At 39.5% G+C, this 23750-nt stretch carries 18 protein-coding genes; 3 read left to right on the top strand and 15 right to left on the bottom strand.

The genetic code is table 11. From position 1 onward, the window contains the following. Positions 1–148: 148 nt before the first annotated feature. From rpoC to KP712_RS08115, 8 genes are all read right to left on the bottom strand, one after another. On the bottom strand, positions 149–4417 hold the full coding sequence (gene rpoC / locus KP712_RS08150) for a DNA-directed RNA polymerase subunit beta' (RefSeq protein WP_111407910.1): 4269 nt from the start codon (positions 4415–4417) through the stop codon (positions 149–151). Positions 4418–4542: 125 nt separating this feature from the next. Further along, positions 4543–8571, bottom strand: coding sequence for a DNA-directed RNA polymerase subunit beta (gene rpoB / locus KP712_RS08145; protein WP_215770809.1), 4029 nt, complete (start codon positions 8569–8571; stop codon positions 4543–4545). Positions 8572–8953: 382 nt separating this feature from the next. Then, positions 8954–9643 carry a 50S ribosomal protein L1 gene (rplA, locus tag KP712_RS08140; protein ID WP_009500432.1) on the bottom strand — a complete coding sequence of 230 codons (690 nt, stop codon included), beginning with the start codon at positions 9641–9643 and terminating at the stop codon, positions 8954–8956. 4 nt (positions 9644–9647) lie between these two features. Then, complete coding sequence (gene rplK / locus KP712_RS08135; RefSeq protein ID WP_005630840.1) at positions 9648–10076, bottom strand: 50S ribosomal protein L11; 429 nt, start codon at positions 10074–10076, stop codon at positions 9648–9650. 172 nt (positions 10077–10248) lie between these two features. Beyond that, positions 10249–10965: a purine-nucleoside phosphorylase gene (gene deoD / locus KP712_RS08130; RefSeq protein ID WP_111407913.1), complete on the bottom strand. Its 717-nt coding sequence runs from the start codon at positions 10963–10965 to the stop codon at positions 10249–10251. Positions 10966–11034: 69 nt separating this feature from the next. Continuing rightward, entirely contained in the window at positions 11035–12288 is a 1254-nt protein-coding gene (locus KP712_RS08125) for a NupC/NupG family nucleoside CNT transporter (protein ID WP_005633049.1), read from the bottom strand. 101 nt (positions 12289–12389) lie between these two features. Beyond that, complete coding sequence (locus KP712_RS08120; RefSeq protein ID WP_111407914.1) at positions 12390–13178, bottom strand: 4Fe-4S cluster-binding domain-containing protein; 789 nt, start codon at positions 13176–13178, stop codon at positions 12390–12392. 8 nt (positions 13179–13186) lie between these two features. Then, a complete protein-coding gene (locus tag KP712_RS08115) occupies positions 13187–14731 on the bottom strand; it encodes a YjjI family glycine radical enzyme (protein ID WP_048952892.1) in 1545 nt (514 codons plus the stop codon). A 209-nt stretch (positions 14732–14940) separates the two neighbouring features. Here KP712_RS08115 and KP712_RS08110 point away from each other — a divergent pair, with 209 nt between their 5' ends. Next, positions 14941–15609, top strand: coding sequence for a YitT family protein (locus tag KP712_RS08110; RefSeq protein ID WP_048952891.1), 669 nt, complete (start codon positions 14941–14943; stop codon positions 15607–15609). Here the strand turns inward: KP712_RS08110 and KP712_RS08105 are convergent. The 4 genes from KP712_RS08105 to KP712_RS08090 form a co-directional block, all read right to left on the bottom strand. After that, a complete protein-coding gene (locus KP712_RS08105; protein ID WP_048952890.1) occupies positions 15553–16593 on the bottom strand; it encodes a glycosyltransferase family 9 protein in 1041 nt (346 codons plus the stop codon). The two genes, KP712_RS08110 and KP712_RS08105, sit on opposite strands and share 57 nt — an antisense overlap. A 67-nt stretch (positions 16594–16660) precedes the next feature. Continuing rightward, positions 16661–17740: a class II fructose-bisphosphate aldolase gene (fbaA, locus tag KP712_RS08100; RefSeq protein ID WP_005639380.1), complete on the bottom strand. Its 1080-nt coding sequence runs from the start codon at positions 17738–17740 to the stop codon at positions 16661–16663. Between the two features lie 120 nt (positions 17741–17860). Next, positions 17861–19021 carry a phosphoglycerate kinase gene (gene pgk, locus KP712_RS08095; protein WP_065264926.1) on the bottom strand — a complete coding sequence of 387 codons (1161 nt, stop codon included), beginning with the start codon at positions 19019–19021 and terminating at the stop codon, positions 17861–17863. A gap of 95 nt (positions 19022–19116) precedes the next feature. Continuing rightward, entirely contained in the window at positions 19117–19899 is a 783-nt protein-coding gene (locus KP712_RS08090) for a ribonuclease HI (RefSeq protein ID WP_111407916.1), read from the bottom strand. Between the two features lie 77 nt (positions 19900–19976). Between KP712_RS08090 and KP712_RS08085 the strand changes: the two genes are divergently transcribed. Further along, positions 19977–20237 carry a YfhL family 4Fe-4S dicluster ferredoxin gene (locus tag KP712_RS08085; RefSeq protein ID WP_005627640.1) on the top strand — a complete coding sequence of 87 codons (261 nt, stop codon included), beginning with the start codon at positions 19977–19979 and terminating at the stop codon, positions 20235–20237. Between the two features lie 142 nt (positions 20238–20379). On the opposite strand, the gene KP712_RS08080 is transcribed toward KP712_RS08085, so the two are convergent. From KP712_RS08080 to tsaD, 3 genes are read right to left on the bottom strand one after another with little or no spacing between them, the layout of a single operon-like run. Next, positions 20380–21600 carry an aromatic amino acid transport family protein gene (locus KP712_RS08080; protein ID WP_065264928.1) on the bottom strand — a complete coding sequence of 407 codons (1221 nt, stop codon included), beginning with the start codon at positions 21598–21600 and terminating at the stop codon, positions 20380–20382. 36 nt (positions 21601–21636) lie between these two features. Further along, the gene (locus KP712_RS08075; RefSeq protein ID WP_046942645.1) at positions 21637–22218 is read right to left on the bottom strand and encodes a thymidine kinase; all 582 of its coding nucleotides are present in this window, start codon (positions 22216–22218) and stop codon (positions 21637–21639) included. A gap of 8 nt (positions 22219–22226) precedes the next feature. Then, positions 22227–23255, bottom strand: coding sequence for a tRNA (adenosine(37)-N6)-threonylcarbamoyltransferase complex transferase subunit TsaD (tsaD, locus tag KP712_RS08070; protein ID WP_048952886.1), 1029 nt, complete (start codon positions 23253–23255; stop codon positions 22227–22229). Positions 23256–23486: 231 nt separating this feature from the next. On the opposite strand from tsaD, the gene rpsU reads away from it, so the two are divergent. Continuing rightward, entirely contained in the window at positions 23487–23702 is a 216-nt protein-coding gene (rpsU, locus tag KP712_RS08065) for a 30S ribosomal protein S21 (protein WP_005627632.1), read from the top strand. The last annotated feature ends 48 nt before the right edge of the window (positions 23703–23750 follow it).

Here is a 23750-nt window from a genome sequence, read left to right as displayed (position 1 = left end):
TTATTCATTATATAGTGAGGATTTTTCTATTTATCATTCACTTAAACTATTTCCCGTCATACAAATAGCATATAACTTTTATAACCAAACTTTGAGTAGCTATAATAAAAAAGCCCCTTTCGGGGCTTTTTTCATCTCATTTGGAAAATTAATCTTCCATTTCTGAATTTAATAATGCAGCAAGATTTTGTGTAGCATCATCTGCGATCATTTCAAATTCATCAGCGATATCAGCATCACTTGCGAAAGCAGAAGCTACATCTTCCGCTGCTAATGTTGCTAAATCAGCCGCTTTTTGACGATTTTTAACTCGGCTTTGATGATACGCAAAACCTGTACCCGCTGGGATTAAACGACCTACAATTACGTTCTCTTTCAAGCCACGTAATTCATCACGTTTACCTGCCACTGCTGCTTCGGTAAGAACACGAGTAGTTTCTTGGAACGACGCTGCAGAGATGAAGGATTCAGTCGCAAGAGACGCTTTAGTGATACCCAATAATTCGCGTTCAAACTCAACCGGTGGTTTACCTTCTGCTTCACGTTGACGGTTGATGATTTTCACGCGAGCAACTTCGACTTGTTCCCCTTCTAGGAATTCTGAGTCGTAAGCTTTGGTAATTACTGCTTTACGTAACATTTGACGAACGATAACTTCTATATGTTTATCGTTGATTTTTACCCCTTGTAAGCGGTAAACATCTTGTACTTCGTTCACGATGTATTCAGTTACTGCACGCACGCCACGTAAACGTAAAATATCATGTGGTGTTTCAGCACCATCAGAAATTACGTCACCACGTTGCACCATTTCACCTTCAAATACGTTGAGCTGACGCCATTTTGGAATCATTTCTTCGTAAGTTTCGCCTTCTGAAGGAGTAATTAATAAACGGCGTTTACCTTTGGTTTCTTTACCGAAAGACACGATACCAGAAATTTCAGCCAAGATAGCTGGTTCTTTTGGTTTGCGTGCTTCAAATAAATCCGCAACGCGCGGTAGACCACCGGTAATATCTTTCGTACCCACAGATTCTTGCGGAATACGTGCTAATGGTTCACCCACTTTTACTGCTGCGCCATCGTCTAAACTTACGATTGCTTTACCCGGTAAGAAGTACTGTGCAAGAACATCAGTTTCAGGTAAGAAAATATCGTTACCATTTGCATCAACTAATTTAATGGTTGGACGTAAATCTTTACCCGCAGTAGCACGTTCACCCACATCTTGAACCACGATTGATGATAAACCTGTTAATTCATCAGTTTGACGCGTTACAGTTAAGCCATCAATAATATCAACGAACTTCACAAAACCAGATACTTCAGAGACAACTGGCATTGTATGTGGATCCCAATTTGCGATAGTTTCGCCCGCCGTTACATCTTGACCGTCACCTTTGCTTAACACCGCACCGTAAGGCACTTTATAGTGTTCTTTAGTACGACCAAATGCATCGGTAATAGTTAATTCAGTATTACGAGACGTTAATACTAATTTACCTTCATCATTAGTAACGAATTTCGCATTCATTAAGTGTAATGTACCAGTGTTTTTAACTTGTACACTCGATTCTTTCGCTGCCGCAGATGCCGCACCACCGATATGGAACGTACGCATGGTTAACTGTGTACCTGGCTCACCGATAGATTGAGCAGCAATAACACCCACTGCTTCACCTTGGTTAATTAAATGACCACGAGCAAGATCACGACCATAACATTTCGCACATACACCAAAATCAGTATCACAAGTTACAACAGAACGTACTTTTACGCTGTCTACAGAGTTTGCATCCAACACATCACAGAGTTTTTCATCTAATAACGTGTTACGAGGAATTAATACTTCTTCTGTACCAGGTTTTAAAATATCTTCCGCAGCTACACGACCTAACACTAATTCACGAAGTGGAACTTTTTCATCACCACCTTCGATTAATGGGGTCATGACTAAACCTTCGTGCGTACCACAGTCATCTTCTACGATCACTAAGTCTTGTGCTACGTCAACTAAACGACGAGTTAAGTAACCTGAGTTCGCTGTTTTTAATGCGGTATCCGCCAAACCTTTACGCGCACCGTGGGTTGAAATAAAGTACTGTAATACGTTCAAACCTTCACGGAAGTTTGCTGTAATTGGGGTTTCAATGATCGAACCATCTGGACGAGCCATCAAACCACGCATACCTGCTAACTGACGAATCTGCGCTGCAGAACCACGAGCACCAGAATCAGCCATCATAAAGATACTATTAAAGGATGCTTGTTTTTCAGGATTACCTTCGCGATTGATGACTTCTTCTTGAGATAAGTTTTCCATCATCGCTTTCGCTACGCGCTCATTCGCAGCAGCCCAAATATCGATTACTTTATTATAGCGTTCGCCTGCAGTCACAAGACCTGATTGGAATTGTTCTTGGATCTCTGCCACTTCTTCTTCCGCTGCAGAAATAATTTCATATTTCTTCGCTGGAATTTCCATATCATCAATACCAACTGATGAACCAGAACGTGCCGCATAAGCAAAACCGGTATACATAATTTGGTCAGCAAACATTACCGCTTCTTTTAAACCTAAACGACGATATGCTTCGTTAATCAGTTTAGAAATTGCTTTTTTACCTAATGTTTGGTTGAACAATGAATAAGGCATACCTTGTGGTGCAATCATCCATAAAATCGCACGACCGATAGTTGTATCAGTTAACGTGGTTTTCGCATCAAATTCACCAACTTCATTCTTCACATATTCAGTAATACGTACTTTCACGCGAGAATGTAATTCTGCTTCACCAGTACGATATGCTTTTTCAGCTTCGCGAGGATCTTGCAATAACATGCCTTCGCCTTTACCGTTCACTTTTTCGCGGGTCATATAGTAAAGACCTAATACCACGTCTTGTGATGGAACGATAATAGGATCACCGTTTGCTGGTGAAAGCACGTTGTTGGTTGACATCATCAATGCACGAGCTTCTAATTGAGCTTCAAGCGTTAATGGAACGTGTACCGCCATTTGGTCACCATCGAAGTCCGCGTTGAACGCTGCACAAACGAGTGGGTGTAATTGAATCGCTTTACCTTCGATTAAGATCGGTTCAAACGCTTGGATACCCAAACGGTGAAGTGTTGGCGCACGGTTCAATAGAATCGGGTGTTCACGAATAACTTCTGCAAGAATATCCCAAACGATCGCATCTTCACGCTCAACCATTTTCTTAGCCGCTTTGATTGTCGTTGCATAACCACGACTTTCTAATTTGGCGTAGATAAACGGACGGAATAATTCCAAGGCCATTTTCTTCGGCAAACCACATTGGTGTAAGTGCAAGTATGGACCTACAGTGATTACAGAACGACCTGAATAGTCAACACGTTTACCTAATAAGTTTTGACGGAAACGACCTTGTTTACCTTTGATCATGTCCGCTAATGATTTTAATGGACGACGGTTAGAACCAGTAATTGCACGACCACGGCGACCATTATCTAATAATGCATCAACAGATTCTTGTAACATACGTTTTTCGTTGCGCACAATAATATCTGGCGCAATTAAATCTAATAAACGTTTTAAACGGTTGTTACGGTTGATCACACGACGATATAAATCGTTCAGATCTGAAGTCGCAAAACGACCACCGTCTAATGGCACTAATGGACGTAAATCTGGTGGAAGAACTGGTAATACAGTCATCACCATCCACTCTGGTTTATTACCAGATTGAACAAATGCTTCTAATAATTTTAAGCGTTTAGTGATTTTTTTACGTTTAGTTTCAGAGTTAGTTTCTTGTAATTCTTCACGTAATTTTTCACATTCAACTTCAAGATCCATACCTTTTAAAAGATCTTGAATCGCTTCAGCACCCATTTTCGCTTCGAATTCATCTTGCCAACGATCTTCAGCATCAAGGTATTGTTCTTCAGTTAATAATTGACCGCGCTCTAAATCAGTCATACCTGGCTCGGTCACGATGTACATTTCAAAATAAAGTACACGTTCGATATCGCGCAATGGCATATCTAAAAGTAAACCGATACGAGACGGTAATGATTTTAAGAACCAAATATGTGCAACTGGCGATGCAAGTTCAATGTGCCCCATACGTTCACGACGAACTTTAGTTTGAGTAACTTCAACACCACATTTTTCACAAATCACACCACGGTGTTTTAAACGTTTATATTTACCACATAAACATTCGTAATCTTTTACAGGCCCGAAGATACGTGCACAGAAAAGACCATCACGTTCAGGTTTGAACGTACGGTAGTTAATGGTTTCAGGTTTCTTCACTTCACCAAATGACCAAGAACGGATCATATCTGGGGAAGCTAACCCAATTTTAATCACATCAAAATCTTCACTGGTTTTTGATTGTGCTTTTAAAAACTTAACTAAGTCTTTCACAAATGTTCTCCTGTCGGAGTTAAAGGTTTAAAGTGCGGTTAAAAATTTCGATGTTTTTCCACCGCACTTCGGCGATTTTTCTTTCGTAGGGCGAGTGAACCATAAATTCTTCACTCCCCTACTGATTACTCTTCGTCTAACTCGATATTTAAACCAAGTGAGCGGATTTCTTTCATAATTACATTGAAAGATTCCGGTGTGCCTGGGTCCATGTGTTGGTTACCACTTACGATGTTTTTATACATCTTCGTACGACCATTCACATCATCAGATTTTACCGTTAACATTTCTTGTAAGGTGTAAGCTGCGCCATATGCTTCAAGTGCCCATACCTCCATCTCACCGAAACGTTGACCACCGAATTGAGCTTTACCACCCAATGGTTGTTGTGTAACAAGGCTATAAGAACCCGTTGAGCGAGCATGCATTTTGTCATCAACTAAGTGGTTCAATTTGAGCATGTACATATAACCTACTGTTACTGGACGCTCGAATTTCTCACCGGTACGGCCATCATATAAAGTGATTTGACCTGAAGTTGGTAATCCACCAAGTTTTAATAACTCTTTAATTTCAGCTTCTGCTGCACCATCAAATACTGGTGTCGCAACTGGTAAACCTTTACGTAGATTTTCAGCTAAACGCAATACTTCTTCATCTGTGAAGGTACTTAAATCCACTTTTTGTGAGCCATTACCTAAGTCATACGCTTTTTGGATATAACCACGTAATTTTTCCACTTCTTGTTTTTGTTTAAGCATTGCATTGATTTGATCACCAATACCTTTCGCTGCTAAACCTAAGTGGGTTTCAAGGATCTGACCAATGTTCATACGAGATGGTACGCCCAATGGGTTTAATACGATCTCAACTGGTTGGCCATTCTCATCGTATGGCATATCTTCAACTGGGTTAATTTTCGAGATAACACCTTTGTTACCATGACGACCCGCCATTTTATCACCTGGTTGGATTTGACGTTTCACAGCAAGGTAAACTTTAACCACTTTTAACACGCCCGGTGCAAGATCATCACCTTTGATGATTTTCTTACGTTTCACTTCAAGTTTATGTTCAAACTCTTTACGAAGTTCTTCGTATTGCTCTGCAAGCTGTTCTAATTGATTTTGTTTTTCTTCATCTGCAATGGTTTGTTCTAACCATTTTGAACGCTCTAATTTATCTAATTGAGCAACATCAATACCACCAGAGATAAGAAGATTACGAACACGTGCGAATAAGCCGGCTTCCAAGATTTCTAATTCATCAGAAAGGTCTTTTTTCGCTTGTTTTAATTGCATTTCTTCAATTTCTAGTGCGCGTTTGTCTTTTTCCACGCCATCACGAGTGAAGACTTGAACATCAATTACCGTACCCGTTACGCTATTTGGTACACGCAATGAAGAATCTTTCACATCAGAAGCTTTTTCACCAAAGATTGCACGTAAAAGTTTTTCTTCCGGGGTTAATTGGGTTTCACCTTTAGGGGTGACTTTACCCACTAAAATGTCGCCACCTTTAACCTCTGCACCAACATAAACAATACCAGATTCATCAAGTTTGCTTAACGCTGACTCACCCACGTTTGGAATATCCGCTGTAATTTCCTCTGCACCTAACTTAGTATCACGGGCAACACAAGATAATTCTTGAATATGGATGGTAGTGAAACGGTCTTGTTGAACAACACGTTCGGAAACTAACATTGAATCTTCAAAGTTATAGCCGTTCCAAGGCATGAACGCCACGCGAATATTTTGACCTAATGCAAGCTCACCTAAATCAGTAGAAGGACCATCAGCTAATACTTCACCACGATTGATTGGATCGCCTAAATTCACACAAGGAATTTGGTTAATACAAGTATTTTGGTTAGAACGGGTATATTTGATTAAGTTATAAATATCAATACCCGCTTCACCTGCAATGGTTTCATCTTCATTTACTTTAATAACGATACGAGAAGCATCGACGTACTGAACTGTACCACCGCGTTTTGCAACAACCGCAACACCTGAGTCAAGTGCGATTGGTTTTTCCATACCTGTACCAACTAATGGTTTATCAGCACGTAATGTTGGAACTGCTTGACGTTGCATGTTCGCCCCCATTAACGCGCGGTTCGCATCGTCGTGCTCAAGGAATGGAATTAATGCTGCCGCAACAGATACCACCTGTTGTGTCGAAACGTCCATATAGTGAATATCTTCAGGTTTATATAAACCTGATTCACCACGTTCACCACGCGCAGTAACAAAGGCATCAGTAAAACGGTTATTTTCGTCTAAATTTGAGTTTGCCTGTGCAATGATATAGTTTGCTTCATCAATTGCAGATAAGTATTCAATTTCTTCGGTAACTTGACCATCCACTACTTTACGATATGGGGTTTCTAAGAAACCATAATCATTAGTACGTGCAAAAGCAGAAAGTGAGTTGATCAAACCGATGTTTGGACCTTCTGGGGTTTCAATCGGACATAAACGACCATAGTGAGTATTATGTACGTCACGAACTTCAAAGCCTGCGCGCTCACGAGTTAAACCGCCTGGACCTAATGCAGAAATACGACGTTTGTGCGTGACTTCTGATAATGGGTTATTTTGGTCCATAAATTGCGAAAGTTGTGAAGAACCAAAGAATTCTTTCACCGCTGCAGAAATTGGTTTTGGATTAATTAAGTCTTGCGGTGTGATTGCATCTAAATCACCTAAAGATAAGCGTTCTTTCACCGCTCTTTCTACACGAACTAAACCAATACGGAATTGGTTTTCCGCCATCTCACCTACGCTACGGATACGACGGTTACCCAAGTGGTCAATATCATCCACTTCGCCGCGACCATTACGGATGTCGATCAATTTACGCATTACCGCAATAATATCTTCATTGCTTAAAATGCCTGAACCTTCACCTTCTGCGATAGCTAAAGAGCGGTTGAATTTCATACGGCCCACGGCAGATAAATCATAACGTTCTGCTGAGAAGAATAAATTATTGAATAACGCTTCTGAAGATTCTGGTGTTGGTGGTTCACCTGGACGCATCATACGATAAATTTCGTAAAGCGCACTTGTTTTGTCATAAGTTGGATCTACACGTAGCGTTTCAGAAATATATGGACCGTAATCTAAATCATTAGTAAATAAAGTTTCGATCGTGGTGTAACCTGCTTGTGCTAATTTTGCAAGAGTCTCTAAAGAAATCTCACCATTTGCAGGGCAAATAATTTCGCCAGACTCTAAATCAACATAATCTTTCGATGCAACTTTACCTAAAATATATTCAGAAGGTACAACAACTTGCGAAATTTTATCTTTTTCTAATGCTTTGATATGGCGTGCGGTAATACGACGACCACGTTCAACATAAACTTTGCCATTTGCTTCAATATCAAAAGAAGCCGTTTCACCACGTAAACGTTCTGGCACTAAAGTCATTAACAATTTATCGCCAGCGATTTCAAAGGTAATTTTATCAAAGAATAAGTTTAAGATTTCTTCAGTGGTGTAGCCTAATGCACGAAGAATGATTGTTGCCGGTAATTTACGACGACGGTCAATACGTGCAAATAAGTTATCTTTTGGATCGAATTCAAAATCTAACCAAGAACCACGGTAAGGGATAATACGTGCGTTATAAAGTACTTTACCTGAAGAATGGGTCTTACCTTTGTCAGAATCGAAGAATACGCCTGGACTACGGTGTAATTGTGAAACGATAACACGCTCGGTACCATTAATTACGAAAGTACCATTATCAGTCATTAATGGGATTTCACCCATATAAACTTCATTTTCTTTAATATCTTTAACTGCGCGTGAAGAAGATTCTTTATCGTAGCTCACTAAACGTAATTTTACACGTAAGCCTGCTGCATAAGTTGATCCACGAATTTGGCACTCACGTACATCAAATTCAGGTTCTTCTAAACGATAATCTACATATTGTAATTCTGTATAGCCATTATTGCTTACAATAGGGAATACAGAACGGAATGCCGCTTCTAAACCTTGCTGACCTTCAGGATCTTTTTGAATAAATTTATCAAAAGAATCCAACTGAATGGTTAATAAATAAGGAACATTTAAAACTTGCGGACGTTTACCGAAATCTTTACGAATTCGTTTTTTTTCAGAATAGGAGTAACCCATTGGTTTTCCTCTGCTAACTGTTCAGTGACCTAGCCACAAACTAACTGTGACGTGAATGACCGTTAAAATGACCGCACTCTGAACCTTACTTCTGTAGTGGGGTGACAACTCAAATTACATAGGACGACAACTTGAGCAAAACAACGACAAATAACGGTGAATCTGCCATTGCATGGATGTGCTTTCTATCAAAAACACGGTTAAATTAAACAATAAAAGGTCAAAATTGATTAAAAATCAATCTAAATCTTTGCTAATTTTAAGGCGGTAAATTTTAAATGAATGCAGCTTTCTCGTCAAGTTTAAAACTTATGGAGAAATTTTATAAAATAAAAAACCGCACTTTCAAAAAGTGCGGTTTAAAATCTATCAATTCTTTAAATTATAAAGAAGCTTGATCAACAGCAACACCTGCACCCATAGTGGTAGAGATGCTTACTTTCTTGATGAAGATACCTTTAGCAGTAGTTGGTTTTGCTTTGTTTAAAGCAGCCAATAATGCTTGAAGGTTTTCTTTTAATTGAACTTCAGAGAAGTTTGCTTTACCGATAGTGGTGTGGATGATACCGTTTTTATCATTACGATAACGGATCTGACCAGATTTAGCATTTTTAACTGCTTCAGCAACGTTTGGTGTTACGGTACCAACTTTAGGGTTTGGCATTAAACCACGTGGGCCCAATACTTGACCTAATTGACCAACAACACGCATTGCATCAGGAGAAGCGATAACAACATCAAAGTTCATTTCGCCTTTTTTGATTTGCTCTGCTAAATCTTCCATACCTACTAAATCAGCACCAGCTGCTTTAGCTGCATCTGCGTTAGCACCTTGAGTGAACACAGCTACGCGTACTTCACGACCAGTACCGTGTGGTAATACAGTTGCACCACGAACGTTTTGGTCAGATTTACGAGGATCGATACCTAAGTTTACTGCAACGTCAACACTTTCAACGAATTTAGCGGTTGCGAATTGTTTTAATACTGCGATCGCTTCGTTGATTTCGTATGCTTTAGTAGAATCTACGCCAGCTTTGATTGCTTTCATTTTTTTAGTCAATTTAGCCATCGTATTATTCCTCCACCACTAAGCCCATAGAGCGAGCAGTACCAGCAATTGATTTCATTTTGGTTTCGATAGTCGCGCCAGTCATATCTGCTGCTTTAGTTTCAGCGATTTGACGAACTTGATCTAAAGTTACTTTACCCACTTTATCTTTGTTCGGTTTACCAGAACCAGATTTGATACCTGCAGCTTTTTTCAATAATACTGCTGCTGGTGGAGTTTTAGTTACGAAAGTAAATGAACGGTCTGCATATACAGTGATAACAACCGGAATTGGTAAACCTTTTTCTAAGCTCTCAGTACGAGCGTTAAATGCTTTACAGAATTCCATGATGTTCACACCTTGTTGACCTAATGCAGGACCAACTGGTGGTGATGGGTTTGCCATACCAGCTGCAACTTGCAACTTAACGTAGGCTTGGACTTTTTTTGCCATTTTAGTTTTCCTCTAATTGGGTAATAACGCTATTAAATAGCTCCCCGATAATTTTCAGTACAACATTCATTGCACCACACAAAAATATGAGCCGCGAACGGCTCATAATGGGTGCGGATTATATAAAAAGTGCGGTTGTTTTTCAAGCACTTCTTAAATCCACTATAAGAAATTATTGTGCATCACCAATTAATACTGAATCCAACGCAATTTCAATCATATCATTGAATGTTAATTGACGTTCTTCTGCTGTGGTTTGTTCATGTGTACGAATATGGTCAGACACAGTACAAATCGTTAAGGCTTTCGCACCATATTCTGCAGCCACACCATAAATTCCGGCAGCTTCCATTTCCACGCCTAAGATGCCGTATTTTTCCATTACATCGAACATTTCAACATCAGGCGTATAGAATAAATCTGCCGAGAATAAGTTACCGACACGAACAGCCTTGCCTTTTGCTTTTGCAGCTTGAACAGCGGCTTGTGCCATATCGAAGTCAGCAATAGCTGCAAAGTCGCTATCTTTGAAACGAATACGGTTTACTTTTGAATCAGTACATGCACCTAAACCGATAATCACATCACGTACTTTTACGTCCATACGAACAGCGCCACAAGAACCTACACGGATAATTTTTTTCACACCGTATTCAGTGATTAATTCTTTCGCGTAAATAGAGCAAGATGGAATCCCCATACCGTGGCCCATAATAGAAATCTTACGACCTTTATAAGTCCCAGTAAAACCAAGCATATTACGAACATTTGTTACTTCTACTGCATCTTGCAAAAACGTTTCTGCAATGTATTTTGCACGAAGTGGATCGCCTGGCATTAAAACAACATCAGCAAATGCACCTTCAGGCGCGTTAATATGTGGAGTCATAATTTTCCTTCCTTTTTTCAAATGTAAAAATAAAAAGTGCGGTCATTTTTCACCGCACTTATCCGAGAATTAAAGCGCTGCAGCACCAAGTCCGATGAACAAGCCAGCAATCGTTGCACTCATTAAGTTTGCTAAAGTACCTGCGATTACCGCTTTCAAGCCTAAACGTGCCACATCACTACGACGGTTTGGCGCCATTCCACCTAAACCACCGATTAAGATTGCAATTGAGCTGAAGTTAGCAAAACCACAAAGTGCGAAAGTAATAATTGCTTTAGTTTTTTCAGTTAATACAATCGCAGAATCTGGTTGTAAGTATTTTGCAAATTCAAGATAACCTACGAATTCGTTAACGGCTAATTTCATCCCGATCATTTGTCCTGCGATACCGGCCTCAGTGCCGTCAGTTACACCGATTAAATATGCTAATGGTTTGAAAACTAAACCAAAGATAGATTGTAAAGTTACGTCGCCATAGCCAAACCAGCCACCAACGCCACTTAAAATACCGTTAATTAATGCAATTAAACCAACGAATGCGATTAACATTGCACCTACGTTTAACGCAAGTTGCATACCTGCACTCGCACCGCCCGCCATTGCTTCAAGTACGTTAGTTGGTTTTTCTGAATCATTGTCTTCTGGTTGTTTATCAGAGAATTGTTCTGTTTGTGGGAACATTAATTTCGCAAATAACAAACCTGCTGGAGCCGCCATAAATGACGCAGCGATTAAGTATGTCAATGGCACGCCCATTCCAGCATACCCCGCCATTACTGAACCCGCGATAGACGCCGTACCACCCACCATGATGGCAAATAATTCAGATTGGGTCATATTTTTAATGTAAGGGCGAACCACCAATGGTGCTTCAGTTTGACCTACGAAGATGTTCGCAGCAGCTGACATGGATTCTGCTTTTGACGTACCCAATGCTTTTTGTAATGCACCACCTAATACTTTAATTACCACTTGCATAATGCCAAGATAATAAAGCACTGAGATTAAGCCAGAGAAGAACACAATAATTGGTAATACTTTCACTGCAAAAATGAAACCTGAAGGTTTGCTTGGATCAGCTAAACCACCAAATACAAAGTTAATACCTTCGTTACCGTAAGCAATAACATTTGATACGGCATCAGCAGTTGCACCAAGTGCTTGTTTACCTGCTGGCACATATAAAATAAGGGCGGCAAATCCAACTTGGATTGCTAACGCCCCGAGCACGGTTCTGATACTAATCGCTTTACGATTATTGGAAAGTAACACGGCAATAGCGATTAATACGACCATTCCCAAAATGCTGCTTAACACACTCATTTGATTCCCCTAGATTGGTTAAGTTAATAAAAAAATCGGCTTATTCTACTTGTTTTCTCACAAAAAGTCGGCGAATTTTCACCGCACTTTCTTGTAAGCGACTACAAAATAGTCAAAACCTTGTTAATTCCACATTGACGCGCATAAGCAGCCAATGCATTAGTTTCTTCCGCACTTGGAATGTGCGTTGATAACCCAGTTTCATCGCGCGCACCTTTACTATGCACACGGATAATTTTTAATGCCACATCAGGATAATTTCGTAAAAGTAGCGCAACTTTTCCCACTAAATGTTCAGCATCAAAAAAATGCTTTAAAAAAACTAACCGCACTTCTTCCACTTTATTTAACGGTAACAAGGCAGCCAAATTTTGTAAATTTCGCTCCAGTTTATCGTTTTTTATGTGTAAACGTTGTGGTATCACTTGCTGTGGTACAATGCCTTCTTTATTTTGTCGGTCAAAACAGAGCGTTTGTAAACCAGCGCCCTCTCCTTTCAGATCAAATAAAAATTTATCAGTGACATCGATTAACGAACGAATACGATCAAACTCAAAAAAGCCGCTACTATCCAAATAACAGGTTAATCCTTGTGAACGTAAAGCCTCAAATAGCGGAACGAGTTTTTTATGATGGATAGTCGGTTCACCACCTGAAATTGTTACGCCGCGAATAAATGGAACTGCCTCCATAACCTGTTCATACAAATACTGCAAACTAACCAATTTCGCATTTTCCGTATAACGAGGAATAGTTTCCGGATTATGGCAATACAAGCAATTTAACTTGCAACCTTGCAGAAAAATACTCGAACGATTGCCTTGCCCTTCTACATTTGAAAAAGGAATAATCCGATGCAACGGCACAAAAATCTCAGATAGTGCGGTCATTTTTCCAATTATTTTTCAGCGGTGACATCTTTTTCATCGCGCAATTGGCGATCAAACACGTTGGCACATTCATCCGTACCCGAGCCATACCAGGTTGTGTCGCGTAATGCGACTTCGCCTTTACGGTATTTTTCAACTTCGCTTTTCTTCACCAAATAACCTGTAACGCGAATTAAATCCGTATTTTTCAAATAGGTGGTAATGTAGCGATAGCCTAAAGAGAATGCACCATCAATAATATCCACCACTGCATCGCAGTGATCCACATAGGTTTGATCAAAGGCGAATAAATCCCCTGTACCAGATGGGAAATATTTATGGAACGGCGCAGACTGTTTTAAATGTGCAAGTAACGTTGGTTCTTCGCCTACACGAATACGGTGAGCCGGTGCGTTACGTTTGTCTTCTTCGTGGTTACTTGCGCCAACTTGCGCATGTAATAAATAACGATTGCCAGTGCGTTCAGCATAAACCCCTTCATGAGCATCAGTGATTTCTTTAAGTTTATCCATAATTGCTGTCGCAATTTCATCACCGCGAGCACTCTTACCAAAGGTTTCATTTAAGCCTTCACATTGCAATAAGTGGTTTGCTGCATCTGCCAAGCCCACAATTGCGAACATCCCCGTAAAATTAGTGCGTTTGATAAAGCCTTCTTTTTCGAGGAATGAACTGTTAAAGAAATTACTTTCTTCCACTACAAACTTATGGCGTTTATCCATGGTTGAAAGAGCACATTTCGCCACACGTGGTAATAATTCATTCAGCATTTCATCCGCACTTTTACACGCGCGAGCAATCGTCCCTAGACGTAAACGTGTTAATGTGTAGGCACCGCCACATTCAGGCAGTGCGTTATAGCAACTTGCTACTCCATATTCTTCACCTAGATCAGAAATATAGTAAGCATCGTTCGCAAAAGATGGTTTGGAAACTAATAAACAGGCTTTTGCTGCAAGTTCAGCAAACTCACGGCTCGTTTTGGATTTATCATAACGAATGGTCATATTCGGTGTTGGCGCTTCAAGCTCAATCACTGCACGTAAAATCAAGCGACCCGCTTTCGTATCATAAGGCCCAATATTGGCATGACAAAATGAATCAGGCACAGTTTTGTCGATATGATTTAAGAAACGTTTAATTTTTATATAGTCTTTTTCTTCATCAGTAATGAAAGGTTCGAGCAATACATCAAGACGACCAACATAAACAGGATAAGTTGTAATGGATGGCACGTGGGAATAAAGAATCAATAATCCATCAAGTGCTTCATCCAGATCTTTTGGTGGCGGCAACTCTAAAAATTCGCAGCCTTTTTGGATATACACATTGTAATCAGGCAGGATATAGCGAGGACGATAAATAGCGTAACCTTCACATAAATCACAAATCATCTGATTCTGTAAAAAGCCCCATTCTTCATCGGTATAGCCAAGCAAATCGCGAGGATCAAATAAACGCTCAGCAATATTGCCTAATGTCATTAATTTTTGATGATAAGTCAGATTATTGGCTTTAACCGTATCGAGAATATCTTGAAGTGTTGCTAACATAATTTTCTCCCATTAAGAATTGGGCATATTGTACGAAATGGAGAGATATTAAACAATTTTCAAAATGTGAGTAAGATCACAGTTTTAGAAATTAATATTGATACAAATAGTCATGTATTTCTATAAGATACAGTTCTAAAATAGAACATTAAATTGTTTCATTTTTTCTACATTTCCTTTTATTATGGCAAGAATTAAAAGGATATTTTATGAAGAAAAAAGTACGTGTTATTCCCCATACATCTTGGGCGGCGACATCTCTTTGGTCGTTGGACATCAAAACATTGTCAGTTTTGATCTTTGCCTTATCAATCCTTGGTATCGGCGATGGATTAATCGTGCTTTCGAATTTAGGTTCAACACCTTGGACGGTGCTTTCACAAGGCATTGCAATACAAACTAATATGAGCATCGGTTGGGCATCATTTTTTATCAGTTGTATCGTAATGATAGCTTGGTTTCCACTAAAACTTCGATTAGGATTGGGCACTCTACTTAATATCGTTATTATTGCTTTTTTCCTTGGTCTCACAACAAAAATACTGGCCACACCAAGCTCATTAGCAGAACAACTATTATATGGTACGGTAGGCTTATTACTTTATGGCTTAGGCACAGCCCTATATCTTACCTGCCATTTAGGCGCGGGTCCAAGGGATGGATTAATGGTTGGTTTCTGTCAAAGATTTTATTTAAAAGTGAGCATCGTCAGAACAAGCATTGAAATCTTTGTTTGTATTCTAGGGTTTATCCTTGGTGGCACCGTCGGTTTAGGAACAATTATTTTTGCCGCCAGTATAGGATGGATAGTTCAGATTTGCTTAAACATCATTGCTCAATGCCCACATTTTTCTCACAAAGGGGAAAATGGTTACTAAAGCATTATTTATTGAAATTAAACCTAGATTCATTTGAGTCTCTTTTCCCGCGGGTGGACAAAATGCAAGATGCTTATCGACATCATTAATCGGTTTCCAGCGTCTCGGCTGAGAAGAACGACTATTTGGATAAAATCCGATAGTTGGAATATTAAACGCACTACTCAAATGCAATGGACCAGTAGATCCCGCAATAAATAAATCCGCACAAGCCAAAGAATGCGCAAAATCCACTAAACCTTTATTCTTATCGTAAATAACTACGCGTGAATCATTAACTAGATTAGCTAACTCATGGGCCTTTTCACTTTCGCCAGGTCCTGCAGTCAGCACAACATTACAATCAAACTCAGCCAATAAGCCTTTAATTAAATCCGCATATTGCGCTAAAGAAAGATTCGTAGCTGAACCACCAGAACCGCTATGTACAAAGATCCATTTTTTATTTGCGGAAAGTCCTAAACTCTCTTGCAAGAAAACACGTTGATTTTCCACCGCACTTTTCTCAAAGGTTAAATAAGGCGGTTTAGGTTCAACAACTGGCATATTATGCTTGTGCAAAAAAGCGCGGACTAAATCTTGATTGTATTCAGCTTCCGATTTTTCAGAACGAGAACGACGTTGTATTAGGCGGTGATTATAGAGAATTTGAACCCATTTCGTTGCTGGCGCGAGACGATATTTAATCCCACTTTTCCAAGCGAGTTTTCCATTATGGGTATTGGAAAAAAAACTAATCATTCCATCAAACTGCTGCGCTTTGATTTCCTGCACAAGACGTTTGAAATCCGTTTTATCATTTTTTTTGCTATCAATAATGACATGATCAATAAACGGACAAACTTCCGCTAAAGGCGCAGTGTAACTCGGAACAAGAGCGGTTAATTTTAAAGAAGGATTCGATAACTTCAGCATAGCAAAAGCGGGCCATGCTTGCATAAAATCGCCTAATTTATCGTTACGAATAACTAAGATCTTTTCCATAATTTCTCCGCTAAAATAAAAAAACCGCACTTGAAAGTGCGGTCGTATTTTATGTTATTTTTGTGGATTATAAAACATCAACACAATTTAAGTCTTCGAAAGATTGTTCTAAGCGTTTAGACATAGATTCTTCCATTTTACGTAACCAAACACGTGGATCGTAGTATTTTTTGTTTGGTGCATCTGGACCTTCTGGGTTACCTAATTGACCTTGAAGATAAGCTTCATTTGCTTTATAGAAATTCAAAATACCATTCCAAGATGCCCATTGAGTATCGGTATCAATGTTCATTTTGATTGCACCATAGCTAATTGCTTCGCGGATTTCTTCGCGGCTAGAACCAGAACCACCGTGGAAGACGAAATTAATTGGTTTTGCAGGAAGATTACGTTCTTTCGCAACGAACTCTTGTGATGCACCTAAAATAGATGGTTTTAATTTTACGTTACCTGGTTTGTAAACACCGTGTACGTTACCGAATGCAGCAGCAACGGTAAAGTTAGGGCTTACTGGATTTAATTGGTCGTAAACATAAAGCACGTCAGATGGTTGAGTGTATAAACGAGACTCATCAACACCAGAATTATCTACGCCATCTTCTTCACCACCAGTAATACCGATTTCGATTTCAAGGGTCATCCCCATTTTATCCATACGAGCAAGGTATTCACGGCAGATTGCCATATTTTCTTCCATTGGCTCTTCAGAAAGGTCAAGCATGTGAGAAGAGAATAATGGACGGCCAGTTTCTGCGAAGTGTTTTTCACCTGCGTCAAGTAAACCATCAATCCATGGAAGTAATTTTTTCGCTGCGTGGTCAGTGTGAAGAATAACAGGAACACCGTATTCTTTAGCTAAAGTATGAACGTGTTTCGCTCCAGCAATCGCACCAAGTACATCAGGACGAGCACCGCTTGCAGGTTTAATACCTTTACCCGCATAGAACGCTGCACCACCGTTAGAAAATTGAATAATAACTGGCGCTTTTACGCGTGCAGCAGTTTCTAACACGGCATTAACTGAGTCAGAACCCACGCAGTTTACTGCTGGAATAGCAAAGTTATGCTCTTTTGCATAAGCAAAGATTTTTTGCACATCTTCACCTGTTACGACACCAGGTTTCACGATATCTAATAATTTAGCCATACTTGTGTTTCCTTTTTATGTTTAGCGGGACAAACCCACAATTGGAGAATTTTTTTGACTTTTTATCGATGGCGACATTTTTAATACTCGCCATCGATATGTCACATAGGAAAAATGCGGTTAATTTTTCGCACGTTTTTCAAGAATTTCTACTGCTGGTAATACTTTTCCTTCTACGAATTCTAAGAATGCACCACCACCCGTTGAAATGTAAGAGATCTTGTCTGCAATACCGAATAAATCAATAGCCGCTAATGTATCACCACCACCTGCGATAGAGAATGCATCGCTGTTTGCAATTGCGTGAGAAATGATTTCAGTCCCTTTACGGAAGTTAGGGAATTCAAACACACCAACTGGGCCATTCCATAAAACGGTTTTTGCATTTTTGATGATTTCTGCTAATTGTTCTGCAGATTTATCACCAATATCAAAAATAGATTCCTCATCTTTCACTTCGTTTACTGCTTTTTCTGTTGCGGATGCCGTTTCAGAGAATTCTAAACCTACACGCACATCAACTGGCACAGGAATATCTGTGCTTGCTGCTAATTCTTTCGCAACTGGAATTAAATCAGCTTCATATAAAGATTTACCTACATTATGGCCTGCTGCCGCAATGAAAGTATTTGCAATACCACCGCCCACAATAATTTGGTCAGCGATTTTTGAAAGAGAATTTAATACTTCTAATTTAGTGGAAACTTTAGAACCACCAACAATAGCCACCATTGGGCGAGCGGGTTCTTTTAAGGCTTTACCTAATGCATCTAACTCAGCGGCTAATAATGGACCCGCACAAGCGATTGGTGCAAATTCTGCAACACCGTAAGTTGATGCTTGAGCACGGTGAGCGGTACCAAACGCATCCATTACAAATACATCGCAAAGTGCAGCATACTTTTTACCTAATTCTGGATCGTTTTTCTTTTCACCTTTGTTCACACGTACGTTTTCTAAAACAACAATTTCACCTTCTTTAACATCTACGCCGTTTAAATAGTCTTGTTCTAAACGAACATTAAAGCCTGCGTCTTTTAAGTAATCAACAACTGGTTGTAAAGAATCTTCTGGTTTGAATTCACCTTCAGTTGGACGACCTAAGTGAGAAGTTACCATCACTTTCGCGCCTTTTTCTAAGGCTAATTTTAAAGTAGGAATGGTCGCACGAATACGCGCATCTGAGGTCACTTTGCCATCTTTTACTGGCACATTAAGATCCGCTCGGATAAATACACGTTTACCGGCTAAATCTAAATCGGTCATTTTGATTACTGACATAATCTATCCTCTTGTTAAGTTAAAATTAAAATTGAAAACTTTTCGTATTATACCTACTTCGCGCTAGGTTGTAACGATTTAGATCAAAGAAATTCTTATTTGCTTTGGCAATTCATTACCTGCCATTTTTTATCATAACAAATGAATAATTCGTTTCGGCTTGCACCTAAATAAGCATTTTTTAATTGTGGATTATGTTGTTTCATCCAACGAAAAAGTTCATTACGGCTTAAATTTTGATTAGGTAATTTTAACGAGCTAAATAATTCCTGCTCCTTAGCAAAATATTGCTGGGCAGAATCAAATGCACAGCTACCATGTTTTTCCCATTCACCTTGCAATAATTGTTCACCTGGTGAGATAGACAAATATCGTGCTAATAAATCTTTTGGCAAGGCTGGTAAATCGCCCTTGCAAAAACGTGGATGATCCGTCACCGAAAGTGCATTTGCATTTTGAGGCCATAATCCATGAACGACCCAACCTAAAGTGCGGTTACTTCCACATTGGTATTGAGAGGAGAAAGGCAACTGATTACCATATTTTTCACGCTGAATATCACAAAATCCAGGCGACCAAGATAATGCCAACATATAATAATCGACAGGCGCCTTTGCATTTTGCCCGATAGGATCATCGCTCATAATCACATCATAATTGGCAAAAACATTCGGATTTTTCACCGCACTTTTTTCAATGTCCATCCGCTTTGTCTCAAATTGAGGCTCAAATTTAGACTCAGATACTTTTGTTTGCTTAGTCTGTTCGATTACGGGAGGAGATGATTGATTTTTAGTTTTGGTTGAATCGTTAAAATACTGCCAAATTGCTAATACAACGAGGACAATAAGAGAAAGGGAGGAAGTGAGTTTTTTCATAAATTTTGTTTAGTTTTTGTCAATCAAGTTTTTGTCAGCTATAATTCGCGGCTTTCAACTTTCTATTAAGGATCACAATGGCATTACTCATCACTAGCAAATGTACCAACTGCGATATGTGCTTACCAGAATGCCCGAACGAAGCCATTTCCATTGGCGATGAGATTTATGTGATCGATCCTGTACTTTGCACAGAATGTGTCGGCCATTACGATACCCCAACCTGTCAAAAAGTTTGCCCAATCACTAACTGTATTAAGCCCGATCCTGAACATCAAGAAACCGAAGAACAGCTTTGGGAACGCTTTGTGATGATTCATCATTCAGATAAATTGTAATTTTTAAAGCAACTGAAATATGACTTATTATCTTCTAAAATAGTGCGGTTAATTTTGAGCTTATTTTTATTATCAAAAAACTGAAATTTTTCACCGCACTTTTATCTATAAAAAGAACCACATTGAGTTACTTTTCTTCACATTACCCCGCTACGGCCGGTAAATATCCCCATTGAATTAAAAATGGAATGACCATAATCACCACGCCAATCAATAACGCAAACACCAAAGCAAAATTACCGCCAGCAACACGATATGGCAATGTTGGATTTTCAATACGTGTACGCCATGCCAAGCCAATTGGTAAAATTAAGCAATAGAACGCACACAACAAACCAGCGTAACTTAATGCAGTAATAAATCCTTCAGGATAAAACAATGCAAATACAAGTGGCGGTAAAAATGCGGCAATGGTTAATACAACGCGATTATTTGGCAAATGATAGCGTTTGAATAAATCACCTAAGCCTTCAAACACACCAAGCATTACGCCTAAGAATGAAGTAATTAAAGCGAGTGATGAGAACACGCGCACTACTTCCCCCATAAAATGAGAACCTGTGATTTCACGTGTTGCATTCACTAAACCATTTAGCGTTGGGTCAGCTTGTAAAATACGCACAAATTCACTTTGACTTAATACACCATGAGTTGCTAACTGCCATACAAGATAAGCGGCTAATGGAATCGCGGTACCAATCAAAATAGCACGACGAAATTTTTCTACACTTCCACCTAAGTAGCTATTTACACTCGCCATAATGACGTGGAAACCGAAAGAGGTGAAAAATATCGGTGCAGCAGAAACCACAAAAGCATAATCCAAAGGCAATGCCATTAAATTATCTGTTGATACTTTGGGAAGCATCATAAATAGCACAAAAGCAAAGGCGACTAACTTACCAATAAATAACACGCGAGTTAAACCATCCACGCCTTTCGTTCCTATAACGACAAAAGAACCTAATACCACAGTAAAGATAATAATCGCGGTTTTAAGCGACATCGCCTCCATTCCAAAAGCAGTTGGCAAACCTGAAAGTAAAGATCCACCACCCGTAATATAAGCGGCTGAAAGCGCATAAAGTAAAATTAACAAACTCAACGTTGCTAAAATTCGTCCCGGAACGCCAAAATATTTTTCAGCTAGCGTGGCAACACCATCATCCAACTGATCCGCTGTTTGATACACTTCTACAAACAACAATCCACTGTAAACCAACAAAGCCCACAAGCCAACGAGCAATAACACGGTATAACCAAAGCCCATGCCCGCTGATGTAAGCGGCATAGCAAGCATACCTGCTCCAATGGTTGTGCCTGCAATAATTAGTGCACTCCCAAATGTTTTATTCTGTAACATAAAATTATCCTTATAGTGTTGTGTTTGAAAACTAATTTAAAGTTGACCGCACTTTTCTTTATAATGTAAACGGCAAACAGAAAGGTAAGAGTCATTGCCGCCAATTTGAATTTGCGCGCCTTCTTTAATAACCTCGCCTTGATCATTTAAGCGCAAAACAAAATTAGCCTTACGGCCACAATAACAAATTGTTTTTAATTCTTCGAGTTGATCTGCCCAAGCCAGTAAATATTTACTTCCTTCAAAAAGTTCCGCTTGGAAATCTGTACGCAAGCCATAACAAAGCACAGGGATTTTGAGTTTATCGACGACATCGCTCAACTGGTAAACTTGTTGCTTGCTAAGAAATTGAGCTTCATCCACCAGCACACAATGCACTTTTTCTTTTTTTAAGTGCTCATTGATTTCATCAAACAAATTGGTTTCCGAGCGAAATAAAAAAGCATCTTGCGAAATGCCAATACGCGATGTGACTTTCCCCACGCCAAAACGGTCATCAATCGCAGCCGTATAAACTACTGTGTTCATATCGCGCTCACGATAGTTATAGGAAGATTGTAGCAACGTCGTTGATTTTCCAGCGTTCATTGTGGAGTAATAGAAGTAGAGTTTCGCCATTTTTTCTCCTAAATTGCTGGTAATTCCGTCATAGCCCAACGAGGCTTAACATCAATAGCCAGATCGCTATGCTGACCTTGTTTTAAACGTAAAAAACCTGTGTAAGCAATCATGGCACCATTATCTGTACAAAATTGAGGTTGAGGATAAAACACTTCACCACCTAAATTTTGCATTAAGTGCGCAAGCGTTTCTCGGAGTTTTTTATTTGCACTCACTCCCCCCGCAATCACTAAACGTTTATAGCCAGTTTCTTTTAATGCGCGCTTACATTTAATAGCAAGGGTATCCACCACCGCATCTTGGAAAGCATAAGCAATATCTGATTTAGTTTGCTCTTTTAGTTCACCCTCGTTTTTAATTGCTTGATTAATCGTATTCGCAGCAAACGTTTTTAAACCAGAAAAACTAAAATCAAGGCCTGCACGATCTGTCATTGGACGTGGAAATGTGAAACGATTTGGCGTGCCTTTTTCTGCTAAACGAGAAAGTGCCGCGCCACCAGGATAATCTAGTCCAAGTAATTTTGCTGTTTTATCAAAGGCTTCACCTGCAGCGTCATCAATGGATTCACCAATCACTTCATATTTTCCTACACCATCTACACGTACCAATTGAGTATGACCACCCGATACTAACAAAGCGACAAAAGGAAAGTGCGGTGAATTTTCATCAAGCATTGGCGCAAGTAAATGCCCTTCCATATGATGAACACCAATCGCAGGAACATTCCACGCATAAGCTAAAGAACGCGCAATCGTAGCGCCGACAAGCAATGCGCCGACAAGCCCTGGACCACTCGTATAAGCCACGCCATCAATATCGCTTGCCGTTAACCTAGCTTCTTCTAGCGCAGCTTTAATGAGAGGAGCTGTTTTACGAATATGATCGCGCGATGCTAATTCAGGAACCACACCACCATAATCTGCATGTAGGGCAATTTGAGTATAAAGTTGATTAGCAATTAATCCTTTTTCTTCATCATAAATTGCTACGCCCGTTTCATCACACGAGGTTTCAATGCCTAAGATTTTCATTGATTTTCTTAATTTATTACCTAAAATGTTGCGCGATTTTACCCTGTTTAAGCGGTTTTAACCAGTTGAAACCACAAATATTAAGGTGAATTGGCATTCTTTCCTTTACTTTTTCCCTAAAAGTAGATTAGAATTGCGTCCTTTATTAAATTTACCATTTGCACAGTGGTGCTTTGGTGAAAATAAAATTTTAAATTGCAATTAAATTAAACTCATTGAGGTGATTGGCTTATGCCTGTAATTAAAGTACGTGAAAACGAATCATTTGACGTAGCTTTACGTCGTTTCAAACGCTCTTGCGAAAAAGCGGGAATCTTAGCTGAAGTACGCGCTCGCGAATTTTACGAAAAACCAACTACAATTCGTAAACGTGAAAATGCAACACTTGCAAAACGTCACGCAAAACGCAACGCTCGCGAAAACGCGCGCAATACCCGTTTATACTAATTTATAGTATTTTCTGACTCGAGTTAAGACAAACCGTGAATCCTTTGG

The sequence above is a fragment of the Haemophilus sp. SZY H68 genome, assembly GCF_018829685.1.
GTDB lineage: Bacteria > Pseudomonadota > Gammaproteobacteria > Enterobacterales > Pasteurellaceae > Haemophilus > Haemophilus haemolyticus_K.
The sequence above is the reverse complement of the archived record's forward strand: the minus strand, read 5'-3'. Positions and strand labels throughout refer to the sequence as shown.